Origin of the sequence: Amycolatopsis sp. NPDC051903, assembly GCF_044452505.1 — a bacterium.
In the GTDB taxonomy this organism is placed as follows: domain Bacteria; phylum Actinomycetota; class Actinomycetes; order Mycobacteriales; family Pseudonocardiaceae; genus Amycolatopsis.
Genome location: NZ_JBITBT010000045.1, coordinates 1 through 23,428, shown reverse-complemented (window position 1 = coordinate 23,428; position 23,428 = coordinate 1). Strand labels below are relative to the sequence as shown.

Below are 23,428 nucleotides of genomic sequence, written 5' to 3'. Positions count from 1 at the left end.
GCGGAGTCAGGGTTCGCCTCCCCTCCGCGCGAAGGCCGCCGCGATGTCCTCGCGGGACCACCCGAGCCGCAGGAGCAGGGACAGCAGGATGAGCGACTGGGAGGGCCGCAGCAGCCCGGCGGGGATCGCGCCGGCGGTCAGCAGGTCCTTGCCGCCGCCGGCGCCGTACACCGGGACGACCGGGCCGGCCTCCACGCGGGTGCTCGTGACGACCACCGCTCCGCCCGCGGTGGCCTCGGCCACCGCCGCGCACAGCACCGGGTTGGCGTTGCCGATCCCGGTGCCCTGCACCACGATCCCGGCCGCGCCGGCGGCCAGGGAGGCGCGCAGGTGCGCCGCGTCGGCGCCCGGGTAGGACGCCACGAGGTCCACGCGGCAGCCACTGCCGCCGTCCGGCAGCGGCAGCGGCTCCGGCCGGTCGCCGGCCCAGCCGTCGCGGCCGTCGTCCGGGTTGCTGAAGGCGCGCGCCAGCAGGGTTTCCGACTTGCGCACGCCGCGGGCCGGGAACACCTCGCCGGCGAAACACACCAGCACCCCGCGGTCGCGGGTGTCCGGCGAACCGGCCAGGGCCAAGGCGCCGGCCAGGTTGCCCGGACCGTCCGGGGCGGCCGCGTCCGCGGCGCGCTGCGCGCCGGTGAACACCACCGGCCGCGGATCGGCGTGCACCAGGTCGGCCAGGAACGCCGTCTCTTCCATGGTGTCGGTGCCGTGGGTGACCACGACCCCGACCACCGACGGGTCGGCCAGCGCCTCGCGGATCCGGGCGCAGACCAGCAGCATGTCGTCCACGTCGAGGGTGTACGAACCGACCCGCAGCACGTCGACCACCCGGACCGGGAGCGAGTGCGGCCCGCCGGTGCTGCGCAGCAGGTCGTCGGCACCGTCCGAGGCGACGGCGGCGCCGTCGAGCTCGGCGCGGCTGCGGGAGGAGATCGTGCCGCCCGTCGCGAGCAGCACGACGTGCTCGCCCCGCTCGGTCTTCAGGTTCGTCGTCACGGCCGGTTCACCTCCGTGCCTCGTGAGTAGTCGTACCCAATCGTTTGGGTAGCGGCGACGGCGCTCGTACCCAAACGATTGGGTACAGTGGTGGGGAACTGTACGGTGTGCGTCGAAGCACGGTCAACACCCAAGGTGGAGAGGCGGTGGGCGCGGGCGTGCCCAGAGCGAAGGCTTCGCGCGAAGGCGATGGCACGGCCGTCCCGGACGGGGCGGCCGCCGAGCGCGTGCCGACCCTCAAGGACCTGGCCCGGCAGCTGGGCATCCACCCGTCGACCGTGTCCCGCGTGCTGCACTCCGACCCGGAATCGGCGCGCGGCGCCGCGTCCGACGCCACCGCGCGCCGGATCCGGGAACTCGCCGCCGAACTCGGCTACTCCCCCGACCCGCAGGCGTCCGGCCTGCGCACCCGCCGCACGCGCCTGCTCGGCGTGGTCGTACCGCGGCTGTCCGACCTGGTGCTGGCCGTCATGTACGAGGGGGTCGAGGCCGAGGCGGCGACCAGCGGGTACTCCTCGTTCGTCACCAACTCCCGTGACGACGTGGACGAGCAGCGCCGCAAGGTCGAGCTGATGCTGGCGCGCCGGGTGGACGGGCTGATCATCGGCGACCGCCACCTGGACGTCGACGTGGTGTTGTCCGACCTGCGCCGCCGGGCGGTGCCGTTCGTGCTGATGAACCGCCGCCACCCGGAGATCCCGTCGTCCACGTGCGACGACACCCGGGGCGGCGAACTGGTCGCCGAACACCTGTGGGACAAGGGACACCGGGACGTCTGCGTGATCGCCGGCGAGCCCTACGCGACCACCGGCGTGGACCGCACCGCCGGTTTCGTGCAGCGCTGGCGGGAACTCGGCGGCGACATCGCCGAGGGCGACATCGTGCTGTCCCGGTTCGACACCCAGGGCGGCCGGGAGGCAGCCGAGAAGATCCTCTCGTCCGGCCGCCGGCCCTCGGCGCTGTTCGCGGTCAACGACTTCGCCGCGATCGGCGCGATGGGCGCCCTGCGCTCCTACGGCCTCACCGTCGGCCGGGACTGCGCGGTCGTCGGGTTCAACGACACCTCGCTGGCCGCCGAGCTGCCGATCCCGCTGTCCTCGGTGCGCTCCCCCATGTTCGAAATCGGCCAGACCGCCGTGCGCCTCCTCCGCGCCGTCATGCGCGGCGAACCCGCCGAATCGGCCCGCCTCACGCCGACTCTCCACGTCCGCGAAAGCAGCAGCTGACCGACCGGTGCCGGTGGGTCCACTTGCGACAGTCGCGCGAGCGGTCGTGATCCGGCTCGCGCGAAGGGCAGCGGCCGGACGCGGCAGAGCCGCTCCCCTCGAGGCCGAAGTCGTGGGGCCACAGGCTTCGGGCCGGTGACGTGATCGTGGCGCGTGGGTTGATCACCGGGTGTCCGCAGGCCTTCGCCGATCGTTCCCCGCGCGGTGACGACGGACAACCTAAGAGGTCCGGGCAACGTTCACCCGGAGCCCGGGTCACGATTCACGCGGAGTTGACAAGGCCCACCGGGGTGGCGCGACGATAGGTGCATGCCACCTCGGACAGGCGTTCCTGAGAGTTCGGCGAAACCGGGGCTCGTCCTGTTCACCCTCGCCGCGGGTCAGTTCCTCATGGCGCTCGACAGCTCCGTGATGAACGTGTCGATCGCGTCGGTGGCCGACGACGTGGGCACCACGGTGACCGGGATCCAAGGCGCGATCACCGCCTACACGCTCGTGATGGCGATGTTCATGATTCCCGGTGGCAAGGTGGGCGAACTCATCGGCCACAAGCGAGCGTTCACCATCGGCTGCGGCATCTACGGCTGCGGTTCGCTGACGACAGCCCTCGCGCCGAGCCTGCCGGTCCTCCTGCTCGGCTGGTCGTTCCTGGAAGGGGTCGGGGCGGCGCTCATCCTGCCGGCGATCGTGGCGCTCGTCGCCGGCAACTTCCGCGTCGAACGGCGGCCGGCCGCCTACGGACTCGTTGCCGCTGCCGGAGCAGTGGCGATCGCGATCGGTCCACTCATCGGAGGTGTCGCGACAACCTACTTCTCGTGGCGCTGGGTCTTCGCCGGCGAAGTCGCGATCGTGCTCGGCATCCTGGCCCTCGCCCGTCGCATCGCCGACGCGCCGCGTGGCGGGCGCGCGCACATCGATCTCGTGGGCGCCGCGCTCTCCGCGCTCGGGCTCGGGATCTTCGTCTACGGCGTGCTCCGCTCGGACGAATGGGGCTGGTTCCGGCCCAAGCCCGGCGCGCCCGCGTGGCTCGGGGTCTCGCTCGTCGTCTGGCTGATGCTGGCGGGCCTGCTCCTGGTCTGGCTGTTCTTCCGCTACGAGGCCCGCCTCGTCGAGCGCGATCGGGAACCCCTCGTCGACCCGGCCTTGCTGCGGAACCGGCAGCTCACGGGCGGGCTGACGATGTTCTTCTTCCAATACCTCGTGCTGATGGGCGTTTTCTTCGTCGTACCGCTCTACCTGTCGATCGCGCTCGGCCTGTCCGCACTCGCCACCGGTGTGCGCATCCTGCCGCTCTCCCTGACGATGCTGGCCGTCGTGGTGCTGATCCCGCGGTTCTTCCCGAACGTCTCGCCACGACGGGTGGTGCGGCTGGGCCTCCTCGCGCTGCTCGTGGGGGCGGTGGTCCTGATGGCCGCGCTCGACGCGGACGCCGGCGCGGAAATCGTCACGATCCCGCTCCTGCTGATCGGACTCGGGATGGGAGCGCTGGCGTCTCAGCTCGGCGCGGTGACCGTGTCCGCGGTGCCGGACAGGCAGAGTGCCGACGTCGGCGGCATCCAGAACGCCGTCACGAACCTCGGCGCGTCGATCGGTACGGCAGTCGCCGGTTCGTTCCTCATCACCGCGCTGACCACGTCCTTCCTGACCACGATCGAGCAGAACCCGGCGATTCCGGCCGAAGTGAAGAGCCAGGCGGCCGTCGAACTCCAGAGCGGCGTGCCCCTGCTGTCGGACGCCCAGCTCCAGACCGCCCTCGATGCGGCGGGCACCAGCCCGGAGGTCGCCCAAGCGGCGCTCGACGCCAACGCGGCCGCCAGGCTCGACGGCCTGCGTGCCGCACTCGCCATCCTCGCGTTCACCACCGTCCTCGCCATGTTCTTCACGAACCGGATCCCGACGACGCAGCCCCGCTCGAGGAAGCCGTGACTGCTTCCGACCGGAGACGACGCGCCCCAGACGCCGCCACCGGGAAGGGACGCACCCCGCTCACAGGCCGAGCGCGCGCCGGACCTCGGCCAGGTTCCGGCGCGACACCGCGACGGTCTCGCGATCGGGCCCGTCCAGGACGAGCGCGAACCCGCCGTGGAAGGTCGGGGCGATTTCGCGCACCCGGTGCAGGTTCACCACGTAGTGCCGGTGCACCCGCAGGAAGCCGTGGGGTGCCAGCCGCGTCGCCAGCCGGTTCAGGGTGTGGTTCAGCGCCCGCAGCCGGCCCCGGTCGGTCAGCAGCCACACGGTCTTGCCCTCGGCCTGCGCGACCCGGATCTCCGCCGGGGCCATGAGCAGGATGTGCCCGCCGTGGATGCCGGCGAGCCGGAAGACCGGCGCCTGGGCGGCCTCGGTCGCCGGCGGTGAGTCCGGGCCGGTGGTGAGGAGCGTGCCGATGAGCTGCCCGTCGTGCTCGATGGGCTGTACGGTGATCGGGCACCCGTCCTCCGCGCACGCGGCCAGCCGCAGCGCGCCGGCCCGCGCACGGGAGCCGAGCACGGCGTGCCCGACCTCGTTCGCCGCCACCAGCCGCCCGCGCCGGTCGATGACCGCCAGCGGTCCGGCGTCGTGGGCGGCCTGCGGTCGCAGCGATCCGGCCAGCTCGGTGAGCACGTCGTCGCGCCGGCGGTGCAGGCCGTGGCCCAGTTCCTGGGCGCAGCTGTGCAGCCGCGCGATCGTGAGCACCGTCAGTGGACGGCGGTGCACCAGGAACGCGAGGACCGCGCACGGCCGGGGCCCGTCGGGGCCGGCCACCGCGACACCGGCACCGGACCAGCCGGCCAGGTCGTCGCGCCAGTGCTCCGGGCCCGTCACCCGGGCTTGTCCGTCCAGCAGCGCGGTGCCGAGGGCATTGGTACCGCGGTGGTTCTCCGACCAGTCGTGCCCGGGGGCGAGCTGGTGCGCGGCGGCGAGCGCGACGGCTGACCGGCTGCCGAACACCGCGGCGACCCGCCCGTCCCCGCCCGCGACCGCCACCACCCCGTCGGTTCGGGTGAGATCGGCCGCCAGCGAACGGGCGGCGGACACCACGGCGCGCGGCGCCGCGGCACCCGAGTCGGCACGGGGGCCGGATGGCGGCTCGGGGGCCAGGCCGTGCACCTCGCGGCAGCGCCGCCAGGACGCCTGGATCGCAGGCCGGATCGCGGCGGTGCCGTTCGTGCCGGGTTCGTGACCGCCGGCGCCGGCCCGTTCACCGTCCACGCCGACCTCCTCGCGTTCGGGCGGCCCCCTGAACAGACTAGGACGGACCTGGCCCGCCGGATAGCGTCCCGTGCTGCCGCCCGGGCAGATCGACGAGTCCGGCCGATCCGACGACCCGATGCAGGGAGGTTTCGTCATGGCCATCGACTTCACCCTCACCCCCGACCAACGGGAACTCCAGGCGAGCACCCGCGCCTTCGCCCGCGACATCCTCGCGCCGGTGGTCCGCGCGGCCGACGCGGAGACGGACCCGTTGCGCGCCTTCCAGCTGACCAAGGACGCCTACGTGCAGGCCTACCGCGCCGGCATCGCGTTCTGCATGCTGCCCACGCAGTACGGCGGCGGGGGTCTGTCCAATGTAGACCTCATACTGGCCGCCGAGGAGGTGTGCGCGGTGGATCCGGGTTTCGCCTGCACCGTCCTGGTGAACGGGCTGGGCCTGTTGCCCGTCTGGTACTGGGGCAGCGACGAGCAGAAGGAGCGGTTCCTGCGCGCGGCCACCTCCGACCCGACCGGCGAGTACCTCGTCGGCTACGCGGTGAGCGAGCCGGCCGGCAGCCCCGGCGGCACGGCGAACTTCGACGCACCCGATGCGTCACCCGTCGGAATCGGCGTCACCGCCACCCTCGACGGCGACCACTACGTGCTCAACGGCCGCAAGTACTGGCCGTGCAACGTCGCGGGCTGGGACGGGCAGGGCGCCAACGCGAGCATCGTCGTGGTGCGCACCGACCCGTCGAAGGGCGGCACCGAGGGGCTTTCGGCGATCATGGTCGAGCGCGGCACCCCCGGGGTCAGCTTCAAGCTCATCAGCAAGATGGGGCACCGGCTCACCCCCAACGCCGAGATCGTCTTCACCGACGCCCGGGTTCCCGCGAACAACCTCGTCGAGGGCACTCGCGGCAACGGCGACCTGCTCATCAACCGCAACTTCGCCTGGTCGGGGCCCGTGGCCGGGATCGCCGCGGTCGGCGTCGCCCGGACCGCGTACGAGTCCGCCCTCGACTGGGCGCGGACGTACACCGCCGGCGGCCCGAGCCCGATCATCAACTACCAGAACGTCGGGTACGTGCTCGGGGACGTCGCGGCGCGGATCGAGATGTGCCGCTGCTTCTGCTGGAAGACCGCGCACTTCCTGGACCGCCACGACTACCACGGCGAGTTGATCGGCGCGATGTGCAAGATCCAATGCACGGAACTCATGTTCGACGCGGTCTACAAGTGCATGCAGGTCGTGGGCGTCAACAGCCTCGACAAGCAGCACGAGTTCGAAAAGCTGCTGCGCGAGGCCGCGGTCCTGCCGCTCTACGACGCCGGCAACTTCGGCATGCAGCGCCGCCGCGTCCACGGCGTGCTCGCCAGCCCGGACTACGACCCGCGCGCACTGATGGACGACGAGTTCGTGCCGTTCACGAAGTTCATGGAGACCATCGACACGGTCCCGGCCTACCCGGAGACCCCGCTTCCCGTGTGACGGACGAGCGCTCGGGCGCGCCCCTCCCCGGACGCGCCCGGGCGCCGGCCCGGCGGAACCGGTGCCGGCGACCTCGGCGGAATGCGCTTCGACCGTCTTCGCCGCTGTGCCGAAGTAGCCCCGGCGAGGCGTTCGGCCTCGGTACGCTGCTCGCATGCCCGCCTACACCTACCTCCTTCAGGTTCTCCCTCAAGGGGGCGGTGGCTGGGCCACGCTGCGGGAGCCCCGCACCGGCGCGCCCCTGAGCGGCACCTTCGGGGTGCTGGAGGCGACGGAGAGCGGACTTCCCGACGCGGCGATGGCCGTCATGGACCGCTACCGGACGATGGAGCTCAAGCTCAGGATCTCCTTCTGGCGAGGGAGGAGGCTGAACGAACGCCTCTACACCAGCGAGGTCTCGTGCGTGGTGCACGACGACGGCTCGGTCACGGGTGCCGAGGCGATCCAGCAGGAGGTGCGGAACGGCCCGAAGGAAAACTCCCACCACGTCCGCACGGATTGCCCGCACGCGCCACACGACCTTTCGTGCGGGCATTCCGGCTCCTGCCAGGTGGTGCACAGCGGTGCCGAATGCGAGGCAGTCCGCCCGGTCTGCCCGGCGTGTTTCCAGGAACTCCGTGCGACGACGGTTCCCGGTCTCGTCGAGGAAATCCTTCGCAGCGGAGAACTGGTCGGCCGGTGCCCGTCGTGCGAAGCGCTGGCCTTCGAGTTCGGCGCCGAACTGGTGTGCGGCACCTGTCAGTGGCTGGTGCCGCACGTCAACGAGGAGCTGGAAGACCGGTTCCTCGCCAACGACGGGGAGTTCGCGCCGCCCCCTGGCTCCTGCGCCGGTTGCAGTCAGCACCTGCACGGTGCCACGAGCACGATCTCCTTCGATTGCCCCCGATGCGGGAGCAACGTCCACCTGACCCTGGATCCGACCAAGCCCGGCGGCACGATCGCGACGGTGTGCCCCGGTTCGGACTGCGGTCTGCACCTCACCATTCCGGCGACTGTCTGGTGCCGGGTGTGCGGGAAGACCCTGCGTCCGCCGGAAGTGGTCAGGAGGCTGACGCTCGAAGCGAACGAAATCCGGCCGGCCGGGTCGAGGGACGCCCGCGAGGACGAGGGCACCCGGGTCGCGCGCCGCCTTGCCCACGCGGCGCAATCAGCGGACCGGCGGTATTCGGACCTCACTGAACAACAGCGGAACCTGCTCCGGGACAACGGTTTTCTGGACTCGCTGAGCTCTTCGCCCAGCCCGCTGGCGGACTGGGTGCGCGAGGTCGTCGAAATCCGGGCGATCGGACACGAGACCTACCGCTCGGGCGGCATGCGCGCGCTGCGGGAAACGCATCAGCGCGTCATGGAGCTGGGGCTGAACTACCGGGTCGCGGCCCGGACGGTCGAGCTGTACTGGGACGGCATCGGCGACTGGCAGAAGTGACCCGTCATCCGGGGATGTCTTTCCTTCGCAGCTGAGCGGTGATCTCCCGGCCGATCTCCGGCGTCAGCCGGTCGGGGCAGGGCACCTTCAGCTGCACGGCCAGCGACGGGCCGTACAGGTCGCAGGTGGACTCCACCAGTTCGCACAGGTTCCCGGTCGCCTCCCGGGCCCGCAGGATGCCTGTCACCGCAAGGCAGACCGCGATGAGCAGCGCCGGTCCCCAGAACAGTCCGACCACGCCGTAGAGGATCGCCCAGGCGACCGTGACGCTGGATTTCTGGTAGGCGGCCTGCGCAACGGTGAGATCGCTTCTCGTCGCCTCCGGCGCGACCAGCCACAGCCTCGGCCACGCGACGGTCAAATCCAGGCCGTACGCCCGCCGAATCCTGAGCCCCGCGGCGAACCAGCGATCGGCGATCCACGTCGGCCGCTCCGGCGGCTCAAGGCTGATCGAGTCTCGCCGGGCCATCGCGTCGCCGTACTCCGGCCCGACCGTGGTGGCGGAATCCTCGACCGCGTTCAGCGCGGTGATCCGGTGCCGGACGGCGTCGCGATCAGCCGCGTGCCACCGGCGGCCACGCCACTGCCGGAGCCACCGCACCGGAACCGTGGTGCCAGGCCAGGTCCAGGCGCGCCGCAGTGCGGCTGCCAGGCCGAGGGCCGCCAGCCCGGCGACCGCGCTGCCGAAGAGGGCCGCCGCCACGAGCAGCAGGGCCTGCCCGGCCGATCGGCCGGCGGGCAGCTCCCGTACCAAGGCCTCCGCCGCTCGCAGATCGACCGCGTGCGCCCAGCCCAGCCGCACGGCCAATACCGCGCAGCACAGCCACAACAGCCCGGGAACCAGCAAATTCGCCAGCCACCGGTCGACGATCTTGACGCTGAGCTGTTCGAGGAAACCGGTCACCTGCTGTCCACCGAAATCCAGGTCAGCGAGTCGCCGGTGACCGCGCACCGCGGCGAGCCGGCCGGTTCCGCAGCCAGCTCGACGCGTCCGCAGCGGTGCGGGTGCGGGCATCGCCAGCCGGTGACCGCGCGGAACTCGGGCAGGCCGTTCGGCAGCGGCCGGAACTCGCGCGTCGGGTGCGTGACTCCGTCCAGACCAGCCGCCGCGGCGGCATCCTCGATCGCGTCGAGCAGCGCCGTCAGCTCGCGCGCCGAACCGGTCCGGATCGCGCCGGCCAGCTCCTGCCAGCCCCCACTGGCGAATCCCGCGCGGTCGATCTCGTCTCTCAGCTCGGCATCGGACTCGAGACTCGCGCAAAGTCGGCCGACGCGGCGCAGCAGGGGCGTAAGATCCGGCATGCCGTGATCCTCGCACGATTCCGGGGCCGATGGACGAAACCGAAGAAAGCCTGCGAACGCACGTCATGTACCTCCGGTGGCAGCTGGAGGGGCTGTCCCGGATCCACCCGGAGCGGGCCGAACGGCTGGCCGAGCTGGCCACGGCGCTGCTGCGGCTCTCCGGGCGGACGGCGGACCTCAAAGCGTTGCGCGAAGCCGTCTCGACCTGCCGGGCCGCGGTCGCGCTCACCGCCGCGGACCACCCGGACCACGGCCGCTACGTGGGGGAACTGCGCCGGCTCCTGCTGCGGCTGTTGGAGAGCACCACGGATCTCGACCCGCGTGATCTCGAGCAGGCGCTGCGCTGGTCGCATCCGTTGCCGGGCGAGCCGACCGGTACGACCGGTGAGGCTGTTGCCGGTTTGGCCGAGCTGGCAGCCGCCTTGCGGAGGGAATTCGAGCAAACAGACGACCTCCCCACGTTGCGCGATGCGGTGGCAACCGCTCGCCAGGTCGTCGCCGCAGCCCGGGAGAACGATCCACGCCGTGGTTCGTACCGGGCAGATCTCGCGTCGCTGTTGTGGATCCTTTCCGGACGTGACGGCGATCCGGCGGCGCTGGACGAGGCGGTACGCATCATGCGGGAGGCGGTGCCGGCGGTCCCCCCGGAGGCGCGCGGCGCCCGGCTGCACGCGTTGTCCCTTGCCCTGAAACGGAAGTACGAGCTCACGGGCGACACCCAGGCGCTGCGGGAAGCCGTTGACGTTGCCCGTTCCGCAGTCGCGGCCGGCATCGGCGAGGACAGCGCGAGGGCCGCCGCGAACTTGGCCGATGACTTGAGGATGCTGTCGGAACGAACGAGCGACCTGGCGATGGCGCGCGAAGCGGTGAGCCTCTCGCGGGCCGCGGTGGCGGAGGTTCGGGACACCGATCCGGACGGGGCGGAGATCCAGTCCGTCCTGGGCAGCGCGATGACGAACCTGGCCGCGAGAACCGGCGACGGCCGGACGATGAGCGAGGCCGTGCGGGAGGCGAGGAAGGCCGTTGCCGCGACCTCGGCGTTCCACCCGGACTACTTGTCCCGGGTGAACGTTCTCCACCGTGCGTTGACCGTCCAGTACGAGCGATCGGCGGACCTCTCGCTGCTCGGCCAGATCGTGGAGGTGTCCCGCGAGCTGGCCGGAACGGCGCCCGCCGACCACCCCGACCGGGGCCGGTACCTGTCGTACCTGAGCGGCGCTTTGCGCGAGGTCTTCCTGAACGAGCGCGAAAACAACGTCGAAGGCCTCAAGGAGTCGATCGAGCACGCGAGACAGGCGGTGGCGAGCACTGCGCCGAACCATCCCGATCGGGCAGCCACGTTGTTCGGCCTCGGCGACGTGCTCAGCCTGTTTTTCGCCCGGACTCAGGACGCCTCCGCGCTGCGCGAATACAGCCGGGTGTATTCCGCCGTCGCGAAGATGACCGGAACGTCGGCGGGCCGGCGCATCGCCGCGGCGCAGCGGGCCGCGAGCGCGGATCTTCAGCTCGGCCGCGTCCGGCACGCGGCGGGGATGGTCGAGCTCGCGACGGATTTGCTGCCACAGCTGGGTTTCCGGGACGTGGACCGCGCCGACCGGGAACACCGGGTCGCCGCTGCGCACCGGTTGCCCGCGACCGCCGCGGCCGTGGCCATCGCGGCCGGGCGGCCGGGGTACGCGGTCGAACTGCTCGAGCAGACCCGCGGGATCGTGTTCTCCGGGACCTTGGACACTCGCGAAGACACCGCCGAATTGAGCCGGCTGGCAGCCGATCTGCTGCCGCGGTTCGAGCAACTGCGCACCGGGATCAACGCCGCCGATCACGAGATCGCGGCGGCGGCGTCCGGCGAACACATCGCCGGACCGCACCCGCGCGAACTCGCCGCGCGCCGCGAGGAACTCAGCCGGCAGTGGGACGACCTTCTGGACGAGATCCGGCTGCGTCCCGGCCTGGCCGGTTTTCAGCGGCCGACGCCCATCGCCGAACTCTGCCGGCACGCGGCGCACGGCCCGATCGTCTCGGTGGTGGCCGACGAATCGCGCGCGTATGCGTTGATCGTCCGCGACGATCCCGGAGATCCGGTTCACGTGGTCGAGCTTCCCGAAGCGGTCACGAGAGATGCCGTGATCGAACAGGCCGACGCGTTCCGCCAGGCGCGCGGTGTTGCGCTCGATCAGGATCAGCCGGTGCGCGCGCGGCGCGCCGCGCAACCACGAATGCTCGAGATCCTCGTGTGGATCTGGGAAAACATCACCGAGCCCGTGCTGAAGCGACTCGGCCGCACCGGACCGCCGCTCGTGGGCGAACCCTGGCCCAGGGTGTGGTGGTGCCCGGTCGGGGTGGTCACCTTGCTTCCGCTCCACGCCGCGGGCCGCCACGGTTCGCCGCAGAGCGCCGATGCCGTGCTCGATCGGGTCGTGAGTTCCTACACACCCAGCATTCGCGCGCTGGCTCACGCGCGCCGGGCCGGCCCGGCAACGACGTCCGCGCTGTTCGTCGGCGTGCCGGAGGCGCCCGGAAGCCCGCCGCTCGCCGGCACCGTCAAGGAAGCCGCTCTCGTTCGCGAGTTCATCCCCTCGGCGACGGTCCTTCCGGCTGACGACGTTCCGGTGTGCCACACCACTGTGGCCGAACGGCTGCCCGAGCACGGGATCGTCCATTTCGCTTGTCACGGCTACGCTGATCTGCACAACCCGTCGGCCAGCCGGTTGCTGCTGCCCGACCACGTCGCCGATCCGCTGACGCTGCACGCCATCACGCGCCAGAACCTGAACAGCGCGCAATTGGCGTACTTGTCCGCCTGCAGCACGACCGAGACCAATCAGGAACAGGCCGACGAGGCCACCCACCTCACCGCGGCCTTCCAGCTGGCCGGCTACCGCAACGTCGTCGGCACGCTCTGGCCCATCACCGATCAGACCGCGCTCACGGCAGCGTGCGCCTTCTACGCGGAGCTGACTTCCGCCGGCACCGGGCCGCCCGCACCGGAGCGTGCGGCGCTGGCGCTGCACCACGCGGTACGTACCATGCGCGACCTGACTCCTGCCCTGCCCAGCCGCTGGGCGGCCTATCTCCACTCGGGCGGCTGAGCGACCGGCCGGGAGTGCGGGGATCGTCCGGCGGTGGTGCGGAAGCGGACGCGGGCGGTACCCTCCGGCAATGGGCCTTTTCAGGCGGAACGCGCGGAAGACCCCGGCAGCCGAGCAAGCCTCGGCAGACGTGAAACCACCTACCCCGGCCACCTCGCCGACGCCGAGGCCGAGCGCGGACGGACGATCGGTCACCTTCTCCGACAACGCGGCGATGGCGTCCTGGAAAAGAAAAGTGGCCGAATTCGGGCTCACCGTGGCGGGGGTGGAATTCAACGGGCAGGCCACGTACCTGACGCTCAACGGACCCGACGCGGAGCGGGCGAAGGAATTCCTGCGGGAGGAAGCCGTCGACCGCAAGTTGTACTACCTCGTGGTGGAAACCCCGGACGGGGTGTGGGGCCTGGATATCGAAGGGCTTTACCTGGAAAACCTGCGCCCCTGGCAGCTGGAGACCGAGTCCGCGGACTGCCGGGTGCCCGCGGGCTCCATCGCCGGCTCGTCGGACAGCGTCCAGATGGCCATGCGCGGCAGCCACAACAACTTCCTGGTGTGGGTGGGCTGCGGCCGCTGCTCGCACCGGTGGATCGACGGAGTCCGCTACCAGACCACCACCCTCACGCGTTGCCCGGAGTGCGGCGCGCGAAATCTGGTCGATTCCTCGAACATCACCTTCTACGTGGTCGACGAACAGCGGAGCACCAGTCCGCTGTCCGTCGATTCCACCGCGGCGCCGGACTATTCGGCGACCGAAGAGCGGCGAGCGCAGGTATCGGCCCGCCTCGCCGAGCTGATGGACGCCAACCAGCAGCACTTCGCCGGCCTCACCGAGGAGCAGAAATCACTGGCGTCGAACTGGCGCCAGCTCGACGCGATCATCGTCGGCGCGGTGACCGGCTACGAATCTCCGCCGGACTGGCTCGCCCGCATCATCGAAATCAGGTCGATCGGACACCAGCTCAACCGCGAGGGCGGCGCCCGGCTGATGACGGAAACGATCGCGCAGGCGGAACGGGTGAGCCAGTCCCAGCTGGTCGGCGCGGTCATCCCCCTGTTCTGGGAAGGCATCGGCGACTGGCAGGGATGAATCGAGGCGCTGCCGCGGGGTGCGCTGATCCGGCAGCACTGGCGCTGGTGCGGCTGGGAGAAGACCGCGCGACGTTCAGCAGCCCGTGCAGATCGGCTCCGCCATGCCCCGGTATTCCTGCCGTCGGGACCCCGAGCCTGGTCGACACGGCGGGCTGACGCCGAAACACCGCCCGCGACCTGTTCGACGGCCTGGCCGGCGTCAGCGGCGAGCCCGCCCGATTTCGGACCTCAGCGCCCGGCCGAGTGCCAGCACGCTCAGGCCGAACATCGCGACACCGAGGGGGACGTGGACCGCCGGGACGTGGGCGATGCCGAGCACGACCTGGGCCGACGCGAGCACGAGGAACCCCGCCGCGTGCCCGACGGACCGGGGCGAGCCGCCGCCCGGCTTCCACGCCAGCACGGCCGCGAGGACGTACAGCATCGACGCCCCGTACATCACGCGAGCTCCGACGCTGTGCAGGGTCGCCCCGTAGGACGAGGTCAGCAGCAGCCCGGCGGAGACCGCCTGAACGAAGATGGTCAGCGTCTGCAGCGCGATCGCGAGCTGCAGGAACGAGGACGTGCGCTGTGCGCTCGCCCTCGTCGTCACCTGAGTGGCCATGTCACCGTCTCCTTTTCCGCGCCCGACTTCGAAATGGACCGACAAGCTGTCACCGGACCCGACGAAGCAGGCGGGCGAAAGGTGAGGCGACGGCGCCCCGGAGACGGTGGCGACCTGGGCGGGCACCGTGCTGCGCCCCGTCGAGGACGAGACGATTTTCGCCACCGCAGCACGAGGATTGCGACCAAGTTCGGCACAGTGGCAAGCCGGAGGTCCCGAGTCCCCCACCAGCACGCAAACACGCCCCGCAAACACGCACCACGATCACCCGCCTCGCCCGTGCACACCCATGCCTACAATCCGCTACGACCAAGGCAGCCGAGCCCGATCGCGGGGTGCGCACCGGGAACCGATGCCGGGAACGGTCCGCGGCCGTACGCTGGACCCGCACGTCGGAGGAGGACGCGATCTGCATGGGTGACGCCCAGGCGCCCCGGAGCTCTGAGCGACAGGACACGCTCATCGCCGAGTGGGAGACGCATCGACCCGCGGTGTTCGGGGTGGCCTACCGGTTGCTGGGGAGCGTGGCCGACGCCGAGGACGTGGCCCAGGACGTGTGGCTGCGAGCGGCCGGGGCGGATCTGCACGAGGTCGCCGACCTGCGGGCCTGGCTGGTCACGGTCGCCGCGCGGCGGTCGTACGACATCCTCAAGAGCGCTCGGTCGCGCCGCGAATCCTACGTCGGGCCGTGGCTGCCGGAACCGCTGCTGACGGGGCCGGACGCCGCGCAGCCGGTGCTCGTCGACGAGTCCGTGAGCACGGCCATGCTGCTGATCATGGAAGAGCTGAGCCCGCCGGAGCGGGTGGCTTTCGTCCTGCACGACGTCTTCGGGCTCGAGTTCGGCCGGATCGCGGAAGTGCTGGACGTGTCCGTACCCGCCTCCCGGCAGCTCGCGTCGCGGGCTCGACGGCGCGTGGCCAAGGCGAAGCAGTCCACTGCGGACGCACCGAAGGCGGAGCGCGAACGGCTGCTGGCGATCTTCCGCGCCGCCTACGAATCCGGCGACCTGGCCGGTCTGGTCCGGCTCCTGCACCCGGACGCCGTCTACGTCACCGACGGCGGCGGCAAGGTCTCGGCGGCCCGCAAGATCATCCACGGGGGCCGGCGCGTTGCCGAGGTGATGGTGCGAGTGGGTCGCATGTGGCGTCCGGACCACATCGATTTCGTCGAGGTGGGTGGCGAACTCGCCCTCGTGTGCCGCTGGCAGGGCCGCGTCTACTCCATCGACACCGTGCAGATCTCCGACGGCCTGATCACCGCGTACCGCCGCGTGATCAACCCGGACAAACTTTCTCACGTCTGAGCTGTCACACCCCGTGGGGCTGCCTCGTCTCCCTGGCGAGACGGAACCGGGACACCGCCTCTGCCTGACCACCACCGGCCATCCCGGCGCGCCTGGATCGCACTCCACGGCGCGGGCCACGGAACGAAGCGAAGGAACCCGTGACGAACACGCAGCGCGTCCGCATCGACAAGCAGCACCCGGCCTCCTACAAGGCCCTCATCACCTTGTCGGCCGAGGCGGACACCAACGCCGCCGCAGCCGGGCTCGACCCGCTCCTGGTCGAGCTGCTGCGGATCCGCACCTCCCAGATCAACGGCTGTGCGTTCTGCCTGCGCATGCACTCCCGCGACGCCCTCAAGAAAGGCGAAAACCCCGACCGGATCGCCGTGCTGCCCGCCTGGGAGGAGACCGAATACTTCTCCGAGACCGACCGCGCCGCGCTCCGCCTGACCGAGGCCGTCGCCCGCGTGGCGGACGGCCACGTCCCCGACGAGGACTACGACGCCGCCGCGGCCCACCTCACCGAGGACCAGATCTCCGCGGTCGCCTGGCTCGCCATCGTGATGAACGCCTTCAACCGCGTCGCGATCACCAGCCGGTACCAGGTCGCCGCCTGACCCCGCCGCCGGCGGCCGGGCACGGTCCGGCCCGTGACCAACGGGTCCAGCGCTGGGCCGCCGAGGCCCACGCCGAGCACCTGCCCGGTCTTCGCGACCGGCCAGGCTCTGCGCGGGCTTCGGTCACGGACGCGCGGAACGCCGGTGTCACGCGCAGGATCCGTCCCGCAACGGCCTGACCTCGACGGACAGCGTGATCGCCCGGGCCGGCTTGCGCACACCAAGGGGCCGCCAGGCCCCGACGGCTTGGGCCTCCACACCACCCTGCTTGTGCCCACGAGGAACGACCCGGCCGAACAGACACCTCCGGTCCGCGTCCTGGTCGGGTTCGCACGTTCCCCGGCGAGATCCGGCGGACATCGCGCAGCTGGGCGGACCACGCCTCCCTTCCTCGGCTACTTCCACGAAGCGGAACGGTGTGGCCACTTCGCGCCGTGCGAAGAACCCGAGCTGTTCGCCGCCGAGCTGCGGGCCGCGTTCCGACCGCTGCGAGCAGGCACGACGGCGCAACAGGGCCGGCTGGCACCGCTCCCCCGATTCCGGAGGGCGCCCTCGAGCACGGCGGAGGCCGGGTGTCCACGGGCATAATCGGACGCATGGACTCCGAAGAGCTGCGCGCGACCCAGGCCCCGTTGAAGGACAAGTACCGCGACGAACCGGAGAGCGCGCTCGTCACGCTGCACGCCGACGCCGAGCTCGACGGCCTCGGCATCTCCTGCAAGGTCGAGACCGGCCGCGCGATCGTCGAGGCCGGGCTGCACCCCGCGACCGGCGGCGACGGCACCCTCGCCTGCTCCGGTGACATGCTGCTCGAAGCGCTCGTCGCCTGCGCCGGGGTGACCCTGCGGGCGGTGGCGACCTCGCTGGGCCTCGAAGTCCGGGGCGGCCGCGTCCGCGCCGAGGGTGACCTCGACTTCCGCGGCACGCTCGCCGTCGCGAAGGACGCTCCCGTGGGCTTCCGCGCGATCCGCCTGTCGTTCGACCTCGACACCGACGCCGACGCCGACCAGCTCGCGACGCTCAAGAAGCTCACCGAACGCTACTGCGTCGTGTTCCAGTCGCTGCGCACGCCGCCGGAGTTCGACGTCACGCTCGCGGCGGCCTGAACCGTCGCCGCCGGCCCCGGAAGAGAGGCGATCGTCGAGATCGCCTCTCCCCTGTGTGGACGACTCGGCCGGGCCCGCTGATCCCGTCAGAAGCCGGGGAACACGCGGCGAAGGTCGTCGAGCGTGACGTTGCCGTCGACGGTGACGCCGTTGTCGTGCGGTGCCTTGAGACGGCCGCTGATCAGCCGCACGAACGCCTCCGCCGGCCCGGTGAACGTCGCGGACGGGGACTCGAGGTCGGTCACCACGGTGACCGCGTCGTCGATCACCAGCCCGGCCCCGGGGATCGCGACGGACACCGGGTTCGCGAGCTCGGCCGGCTTCGCGAGGAAGCTCAGCATGAAGCCCACCGGCCCGGCCATGAGGTCGATGAGCACCTCGGCCGAGCCGGCGTCCACCCCGGCGTTCGGATCGAAGGCCACGCGCACGTCCCACGAGTGGTTGGCCACCTCGTTGAGCCGCATGCCCAGCGCGGTCACCAGCGGCACCGGCTCCGGCAGGAACCCGAGATCGACGACCAGCGACGAGCGCTGCTCGGGCGTGAACGCCTCGACCGTTTCCAGCCAGCGGCCGTTGTGCTCCAGGAACCCCTCGGCCTGCGCCCGCGGCGCCGACTCGTCCCAGCGAGCCCAGATCGTCTGGTTGTCTTCGGCCGCCACCGTCTCGCCCGCCGCCCGCGCGATCGGCGCACGGCCGATCTCCGCACCACTGCCGAGGTGCGAAAGCGCTTGCGCGACAGTCCAGTCCGCCGCGCCGCTGGTGGTGGCCAGCTGCTCGTCGGTAAGGGTGCTCACGAGGGCGGCGAGCGTGTCGTGCTCGGCGCGGAGGGCTGCGATCGTGCGGTCCACGAGTTCACTCATGTCACGCTCAACTCCCGAACGGACGTGTGTGTTCCGCTGATCACCGTTCCCGGTGGATCGAACTTCCCGGGCTGCTCGCGGCCACGGCTACCCACTCGCTCGACTGCCGGTGCGGTCCTAGCTGTCGCTGTTCGCCCGCGCGGTGACGAACTCGTCCGAGTGCTCGCCCCACCAGCGGGCGATATCCGCCCTGCGGGCAAACCAGACTCCGCCCTTGGCTTGGGCGTACTCGATGAACTCCCGCAACGCTCCCGTGCGGGCCGCCTGTCCCACCAGCCGGGGGTGGAGGCCGATGGACATCATCTTGGGACGACCCCGTGAGCCTTCCAGCCAGAGTTCGTCGAAGCCGCGCTTGAGGTAATCGAGGAACAGGCTCGGTGAGCGGGTTCCCTGGATGTCGTTGTAGGTCAACGAGTAGGGCACCACGAGCTGCCGGACACCGTTCACCTCGACGTAGTACGGCAGATCGTCGTTGTACGCGTCCGAGTCGTACAGAAATCCCCCGTGCTCCACGACCAGCTCCCGCGTGTTGATCGAGGGGCCGTAGCGGCAGTACCAGCCGCTGGGGGCTTCCCCCCACGTCTCCTTGAAAGACTCGACAGCTTTCTTGATCCGGTCGGCTTCTTCCTCGCGCGTCAAGCGCCAGTGCTCTTCCCAGCGCCACCCGTGCCCGAGCAGGTCGTGCCCGGCTTCCCGGGCCGCGGACGCGACCTCCGGATTGCGTTCGAAGGCCACTGCACAGCCGAAGAACGTGGCCTTGATGTCGTACTCATCGAAGAGGCGAAGCAAGCGCCACACGCCGACCCGGCTGCCGTACTCGTACATCGACTCCTTGGCCAGGTCCCTCAAATGGGGAGGAAAGGCGTAGTCCACTTCGGCGAGGCTGTCGTTCTCGCCGTCTCCCATCTCGTGGGAGTATTCGGATCCCTCCTCGTAGTTCACCACGATGTTGACCGCCACGTTGGCGTCATTCGGCCACCGGACCGCCGGCACGTCTTTGCCGTATCCGATCAGGTCTCGGCTCAGGTTGCTGGAAATGTCTTTCATCTACCTCATATCCTCGATCGAACTGCGGCAGAACCTGTTCACTTGCCGGATCCGTGAAGAACTTCCAGGGGGACGCGATGGGTTTCCGGCACGAACAGCGCCGCCAGCGCCAAGCCCAGGTACATCACGGCCACGATGGCGAACACCCAAAACTCACCGACACCTTGCAGGAGAGAGCTGGCGACCAGCGGAAGCAGCGCTCCGCCGACAAAACCGGTGTTCACGACGACGGCCGTGCCGAAACCCCGGACTCGGGTCGGGAACAGCTCCGGCGCCCAAGTCCAGATGGTGGTGTTGACGAGTAGCACGAAGATCTGGAACAAGAAGCCGAGCACCAGGATGAGCGTGGCACCTTGAGCGAACAGAGCGAAGGCGAGAACGCCGGCCGCGCCGCAGACCGAACCCAGGCAAACCACGGTCCGGCGGGAAATCGCGAACCCGCCGTACGAGGCGATCGCGCATCCGACGAGACCGCCGAGGTTCTGCACCATGGTGAAGGCCACACTGCCCTGCACCGAATATCCTCGGTTCACCAGCATGATGGGCATGAGCAGGACGACGCTGAACTCCGCACCCCAAGCCAGGAACGCCGCGATCCCCAGAGCGAGGGTGCGCCGGCGAAGCGGCCTGGTGAGCACACTCTTCAACGCCTGGAACGCGGAACCCTCGTGCTGCGCGCTCTCCGAGACGGCGACGGTCCGGCCGTCGACGTAGTGCTGGATGTCACCACTACGCAGGCGCAGCCTTCCGGTGGCCAGTCGCGTGAGAGCCTCGTTCGTCTTCTCGATCTTGCCCCGGCTCAGGAGGTAAGCCGGCGTCTCGGGCAGGTACCGGCGGAAGAAGAAGATCAGGACAGCCGGAAGGCCGAGCAAGCCGAAGGCCCACCGCCAGGCGTTGTCGCCGGCGCCGACCGCGGAGGCGAACGGGCCGATCACCAGCAAGGTGTAGGCGTAGGCCAGGAACAAGCCGACACCCGCGGAGATCGTGTTGAACAGGGAAACGAACACGCCCCGGACCTTGGTCGGTGTCAACTCCGAGAGGTACGTGAGCCCGACGGCGATCTCGCCGCCGACCCCGAGGCCGGTCACCACCCGTGTGAGGCCGAGGACGACCGAGTTCGGAGCCATCGCCGACAGCACCGAGCCCACGCAGTAGATCCCGAGACTGACGGCCAGCAGGCTCCTGCGACCCAGCACGTCGGCGATCACTCCGCCGCTGATGCCACCGACGACGATCGCGATGAGACTCACGGTCGAGAGCAACGCCAAAGTAGAGGCGTCGATCCCGAGACTCTTTTCGAGGGAGGGCCCGAGCGCCGAGAGAATGAGCTGTTCGAACACCTCGAAGAGGCCACCCAGCACCACGAGGGTGAGCGCCAGGTAATGGGTCCTGGTGAGCCTCATGCCGTCGATGATCTCACCGAGCGACCTGGGCTTTTGGCTCATGGCGGGCTTAGCGTCGAATGCCATGATTCAACTTCCTGTTTCGAGTGTTTCCGGTCTTTTCTCAAGACACCCTTTTGGCGCGCGTTGACGGCCGCGAAGGCGAGGGGAAGGAGAACACGGAAACGAGGTCCTCGGTTCCGGTGTTCTCCAGCGCGTGCCAGGAAGCCGCCGGGATGAAGATGGCCTGACCTCGCTCGAAATCAAGGATTCCCTGGTCGGTGTGCAGCCGACCCACTCCCTGGGCGACGTACATGACCTCGGAAGTGGCGTGCGCGATGGTTTCCGTCCGGGGCGCTCCTGGTGGGATCGTCGCAACTCCGAGGGAATTTTGGATTTCGGGGACGTTGGTTCCGCTCAGCAACAGGCCGTCGGCCGGGGGGTTCGCGGGATCCGCGGTAACCTGAACGTATTTTCCCGTGACGCTGTCGGTCATGCTTCCCCTTCGAGATTTTGTCAGAGTCCTGGCCATTCGATCCCGGCTTGCCCGGGGAAGAGCTGTTCCTTGTTCAGGCGCAAATGATCCCTCATGGCGTCTTCGGCACCCTGGGGGCCATCGCTGCGAATTGCGTCGAGGATGCGCTGGTGGTCGCTGATCAGCTGGACACGATTTTTGTGGTCCTGGAGCACGATCTGGTTGATCAAGACCCACAGGGGCTGCCGGTCGATCTCGACCAGCTCCGACGCGAAGTGACTGAGAATGTGGTTCGGGCACATCGCGGCCAGGTCGGCGTGGAAAGCCATCGAGTGGTTGACGAAGTCGGGAAGCTGCGCCGGCTCGTCGATCAAGCGGATGGCCAGGTCGAGCTCGCGTTGCACCTTGTCCAGGTCGAGATCACCGGGACTTGCCGCCAGCAGACGGGAAACCGGTGGCTCGACCACCAGCCGAGCTGCGATGACGTGCTCGGGCGTTGAGCCGATCTCGTGCCCGGAGCGCTTCGACAGTCCCCGGCTCAGGTCCGCCACGTAGGTGCCGTCCCCGTGCCGCACCGTGATGGCACCGCTCAGTTCCAGCGCGAAGAGCGCCTCACGAACGCTCGCTCTCGACACCTCGAACTTGGTGGCGAGTTCGCGGTCCGACGGCAGTCGAGCCCCCGCGGGCAAGCCTCCTTGCTGTATGTCGCTCAGAAGCGCCTGAGCTACGCGCAAGTACCGCCGCTGCGGTAGAGCTGACTGGTCTGACGACTGCATCCTGAGAGGTTAGACCAGTGCCTCGGGACGCACAAGGGCCGGCGGGCTGCCTGGCCGGGGGCCGATTTTCCGAGCTGGATCAGCGCAAATAACGGAACGTAGGCGCCGGGCTTCGTACTGCGACCGGGCGCAGGCGAGGTCACGAGAGCGTCGTCGAAGCGCCTTTCGCTCCTGAGCGCCGCGCGCGGCCGATCTCCACACCACGGCCGAGATGCGAAGATCACTGGTCCTGGTGGACCACCGTCACCGGAGCATGGCCGGCCTCCCTCGGACCGACGCTGAGTCTCATCGGACAGTGCCGCAGTGCCGTTTCCGAAGCGCCCGGCGGAGGGTCACAGAATGGCGAGTGGATTCACGGGGGAACCGGTGGCACCGGGCAACCGCAAAGGCGCGATCACGCACAGGAACGACCAGCGTCCTTCCTCTGCGCAGAGGCGCGCGAGATCCTCGAGCTGCAGGTAGTCGAGCAGGTGCAGGCCCGCCGCGTGGATGGCGAGCACGTGCACGGGGAAAGCGACGCCGCGCGACGCGCTGGGGGCCGCGTCGTTGTTGCCGTCGCTGCCGAGTGCGGCGACCTGCCGGTTGACCGGAAAGCGCACGGCGGTCGGATGCAGCCCGGCCCTCGCCTCGGCCACGTCCCAGGGACCGAGCTCGTCGCGGCGCCGTCGATGGCCGACGCGGACGAGGAGGATGTCGCCACGGCCGACCTGCGAACCCTGCCGCGTCTCGGCGGCGGCGAGATCCTCAACCGTCACCTGGGTTCCCGGTTCGAGCCAGGGAACACCGTGCAGCCGGGGAATGTCCAAAAGCACTCCGCGTCCGACGATTCCGTCCCGCGCCAGTTCGATGGACTGCTCGATCGCTCCGTCCTGGGAGAACGCTTCCGTCGCAGGCACGCCGCGGTGCAGAGTGCCGTCGTAGATGACGTGGCAGAGCGCGTCGAGGTGGCTGTTGACGTCACCGTGCACGTTCATGGCGAAGCGGTCCCGGGCGAACTGCAAACCGGTCTGCGGCGCGACGCCACGGGCCGGGGCGGTCAGCCGGTACTCGGCCGGCTCATCGTCGTCCGCCGCGGCTCGGGTGTTCACCGGGGCGGCGAGCGAGACCGGGTAACCGGAACGAACCTCGCGGATGGCTGCGAGAACCTGTTCGCGCGTCACCGTGTCCAAGGCGCCCCGGGGAGCGCCGGCCCCGGGGGCTGTACTGCGCAGCGGCGAGTAGAGCACCTGGAAGTCGGCCCCGCTCATCTCGTCGGGTGGCCGCATCTCCTTACTCTACGGCAGAAACGCCTTCCTCAGAACCAAAGCGGTCTGCGACGGTGCCACCATCCAATGCGCCATCCCGGGACCTCGGCATCGACCAGCGCCGCGCTGTCCAGCGCTATTCCCCGGTCTTGGTGAGGGTGGCGCTGAGGTAGCGGACGTCGGCGATGCGCAGGCTGTCGTCGTGGAGCGAGAGCAGGCGGTGGGTGGCGAGTAGGTCGC

The 23,428-nt window shown here is 70.1% G+C and carries 20 protein-coding genes; 9 read left to right on the top strand and 11 right to left on the bottom strand.

Annotation, left to right across the window (positions count from 1 at the left end):
* Nucleotides 1-6: 6 nt before the first annotated feature.
* Nucleotides 7-996, bottom strand: a complete 990-nt coding sequence (locus tag ACIA77_RS45365; RefSeq protein ID WP_395892387.1) for an asparaginase — start codon at nucleotides 994-996, stop codon at nucleotides 7-9.
* Nucleotides 997-1,154: 158 nt separating this feature from the next.
* Between ACIA77_RS45365 and ACIA77_RS45360 the strand changes: the two genes are divergently transcribed.
* Entirely contained in the window at nucleotides 1,155-2,222 is a 1,068-nt protein-coding gene (locus tag ACIA77_RS45360) for a LacI family DNA-binding transcriptional regulator (protein ID WP_395892386.1), read from the top strand.
* A 309-nt stretch (nucleotides 2,223-2,531) separates the two neighbouring features.
* A complete protein-coding gene (locus ACIA77_RS45355) occupies nucleotides 2,532-4,148 on the top strand; it encodes an MFS transporter (RefSeq protein ID WP_395892385.1) in 1,617 nt (538 codons plus the stop codon).
* A 60-nt stretch (nucleotides 4,149-4,208) separates the two neighbouring features.
* Here the strand turns inward: ACIA77_RS45355 and ACIA77_RS45350 are convergent, their stop codons facing one another.
* The gene (locus tag ACIA77_RS45350) at nucleotides 4,209-5,411 is read right to left on the bottom strand and encodes a LytTR family transcriptional regulator DNA-binding domain-containing protein (RefSeq protein WP_395892384.1); all 1,203 of its coding nucleotides are present in this window, start codon (nucleotides 5,409-5,411) and stop codon (nucleotides 4,209-4,211) included.
* Nucleotides 5,412-5,547: 136 nt separating this feature from the next.
* Between ACIA77_RS45350 and ACIA77_RS45345 the strand changes: the two genes are divergently transcribed.
* Nucleotides 5,548-6,885: an acyl-CoA dehydrogenase family protein gene (locus tag ACIA77_RS45345; RefSeq protein WP_395892383.1), complete on the top strand. Its 1,338-nt coding sequence runs from the start codon at nucleotides 5,548-5,550 to the stop codon at nucleotides 6,883-6,885.
* A gap of 403 nt (nucleotides 6,886-7,288) precedes the next feature.
* Entirely contained in the window at nucleotides 7,289-8,311 is a 1,023-nt protein-coding gene (locus tag ACIA77_RS45340) for a hypothetical protein (RefSeq protein ID WP_395892382.1), read from the top strand.
* Between the two features lie 4 nt (nucleotides 8,312-8,315).
* On the opposite strand, the gene ACIA77_RS45335 is transcribed toward ACIA77_RS45340, so the two are convergent.
* Both ACIA77_RS45335 and ACIA77_RS45330 read right to left on the bottom strand, forming a co-directional pair.
* Nucleotides 8,316-9,215 carry a hypothetical protein gene (locus tag ACIA77_RS45335; RefSeq protein ID WP_395892381.1) on the bottom strand — a complete coding sequence of 300 codons (900 nt, stop codon included), beginning with the start codon at nucleotides 9,213-9,215 and terminating at the stop codon, nucleotides 8,316-8,318.
* The gene (locus ACIA77_RS45330; protein ID WP_395892380.1) at nucleotides 9,212-9,613 is read right to left on the bottom strand and encodes a hypothetical protein; all 402 of its coding nucleotides are present in this window, start codon (nucleotides 9,611-9,613) and stop codon (nucleotides 9,212-9,214) included. Before ACIA77_RS45330 ends, ACIA77_RS45335 begins: the two co-directional genes overlap by 4 nt.
* A gap of 185 nt (nucleotides 9,614-9,798) precedes the next feature.
* Here ACIA77_RS45330 and ACIA77_RS45325 point away from each other — a divergent pair, with 185 nt between their 5' ends.
* Entirely contained in the window at nucleotides 9,799-12,702 is a 2,904-nt protein-coding gene (locus tag ACIA77_RS45325; RefSeq protein ID WP_395892379.1) for a CHAT domain-containing protein, read from the top strand.
* 70 nt (nucleotides 12,703-12,772) lie between these two features.
* Nucleotides 12,773-13,789 carry a hypothetical protein gene (locus tag ACIA77_RS45320; protein ID WP_395892378.1) on the top strand — a complete coding sequence of 339 codons (1,017 nt, stop codon included), beginning with the start codon at nucleotides 12,773-12,775 and terminating at the stop codon, nucleotides 13,787-13,789.
* 201 nt (nucleotides 13,790-13,990) lie between these two features.
* Here the strand turns inward: ACIA77_RS45320 and ACIA77_RS45315 are convergent, their stop codons facing one another.
* Nucleotides 13,991-14,395: a hypothetical protein gene (locus tag ACIA77_RS45315; RefSeq protein WP_395892377.1), complete on the bottom strand. Its 405-nt coding sequence runs from the start codon at nucleotides 14,393-14,395 to the stop codon at nucleotides 13,991-13,993.
* A gap of 413 nt (nucleotides 14,396-14,808) precedes the next feature.
* Here ACIA77_RS45315 and sigJ point away from each other — a divergent pair, with 413 nt between their 5' ends.
* From sigJ to ACIA77_RS45300, 3 genes are all read left to right on the top strand, one after another.
* Nucleotides 14,809-15,699, top strand: coding sequence for an RNA polymerase sigma factor SigJ (gene sigJ, locus ACIA77_RS45310; RefSeq protein ID WP_395892376.1), 891 nt, complete (start codon nucleotides 14,809-14,811; stop codon nucleotides 15,697-15,699).
* A 140-nt stretch (nucleotides 15,700-15,839) separates the two neighbouring features.
* A complete protein-coding gene (locus ACIA77_RS45305; protein WP_395892375.1) occupies nucleotides 15,840-16,298 on the top strand; it encodes a carboxymuconolactone decarboxylase family protein in 459 nt (152 codons plus the stop codon).
* Nucleotides 16,299-16,894: 596 nt separating this feature from the next.
* The gene (locus tag ACIA77_RS45300; RefSeq protein WP_395892374.1) at nucleotides 16,895-17,404 is read left to right on the top strand and encodes an OsmC family protein; all 510 of its coding nucleotides are present in this window, start codon (nucleotides 16,895-16,897) and stop codon (nucleotides 17,402-17,404) included.
* An 86-nt stretch (nucleotides 17,405-17,490) separates the two neighbouring features.
* Here ACIA77_RS45300 and ACIA77_RS45295 read toward each other — a convergent pair whose 3' ends face one another.
* The 6 genes from ACIA77_RS45295 to ACIA77_RS45270 all read right to left on the bottom strand — a co-directional run bounded on the left by ACIA77_RS45295 (nucleotide 17,491) and on the right by ACIA77_RS45270 (nucleotide 23,209).
* Entirely contained in the window at nucleotides 17,491-18,264 is a 774-nt protein-coding gene (locus ACIA77_RS45295; protein ID WP_395892373.1) for a maleylpyruvate isomerase family mycothiol-dependent enzyme, read from the bottom strand.
* Between the two features lie 117 nt (nucleotides 18,265-18,381).
* Nucleotides 18,382-19,311 carry a polysaccharide deacetylase family protein gene (locus tag ACIA77_RS45290; protein WP_395892372.1) on the bottom strand — a complete coding sequence of 310 codons (930 nt, stop codon included), beginning with the start codon at nucleotides 19,309-19,311 and terminating at the stop codon, nucleotides 18,382-18,384.
* A 38-nt stretch (nucleotides 19,312-19,349) separates the two neighbouring features.
* On the bottom strand, nucleotides 19,350-20,714 hold the full coding sequence (locus ACIA77_RS45285) for an MFS transporter (RefSeq protein ID WP_395892371.1): 1,365 nt from the start codon (nucleotides 20,712-20,714) through the stop codon (nucleotides 19,350-19,352).
* Between the two features lie 103 nt (nucleotides 20,715-20,817).
* Nucleotides 20,818-21,189: a cupin domain-containing protein gene (locus ACIA77_RS45280; protein ID WP_395892370.1), complete on the bottom strand. Its 372-nt coding sequence runs from the start codon at nucleotides 21,187-21,189 to the stop codon at nucleotides 20,818-20,820.
* 20 nt (nucleotides 21,190-21,209) lie between these two features.
* Nucleotides 21,210-21,944 carry a FadR/GntR family transcriptional regulator gene (locus ACIA77_RS45275; protein ID WP_395892369.1) on the bottom strand — a complete coding sequence of 245 codons (735 nt, stop codon included), beginning with the start codon at nucleotides 21,942-21,944 and terminating at the stop codon, nucleotides 21,210-21,212.
* Between the two features lie 332 nt (nucleotides 21,945-22,276).
* Nucleotides 22,277-23,209: a cyclase family protein gene (locus ACIA77_RS45270; protein ID WP_395892368.1), complete on the bottom strand. Its 933-nt coding sequence runs from the start codon at nucleotides 23,207-23,209 to the stop codon at nucleotides 22,277-22,279.
* Between the last annotated feature and the right edge of the window lie 219 nt (nucleotides 23,210-23,428).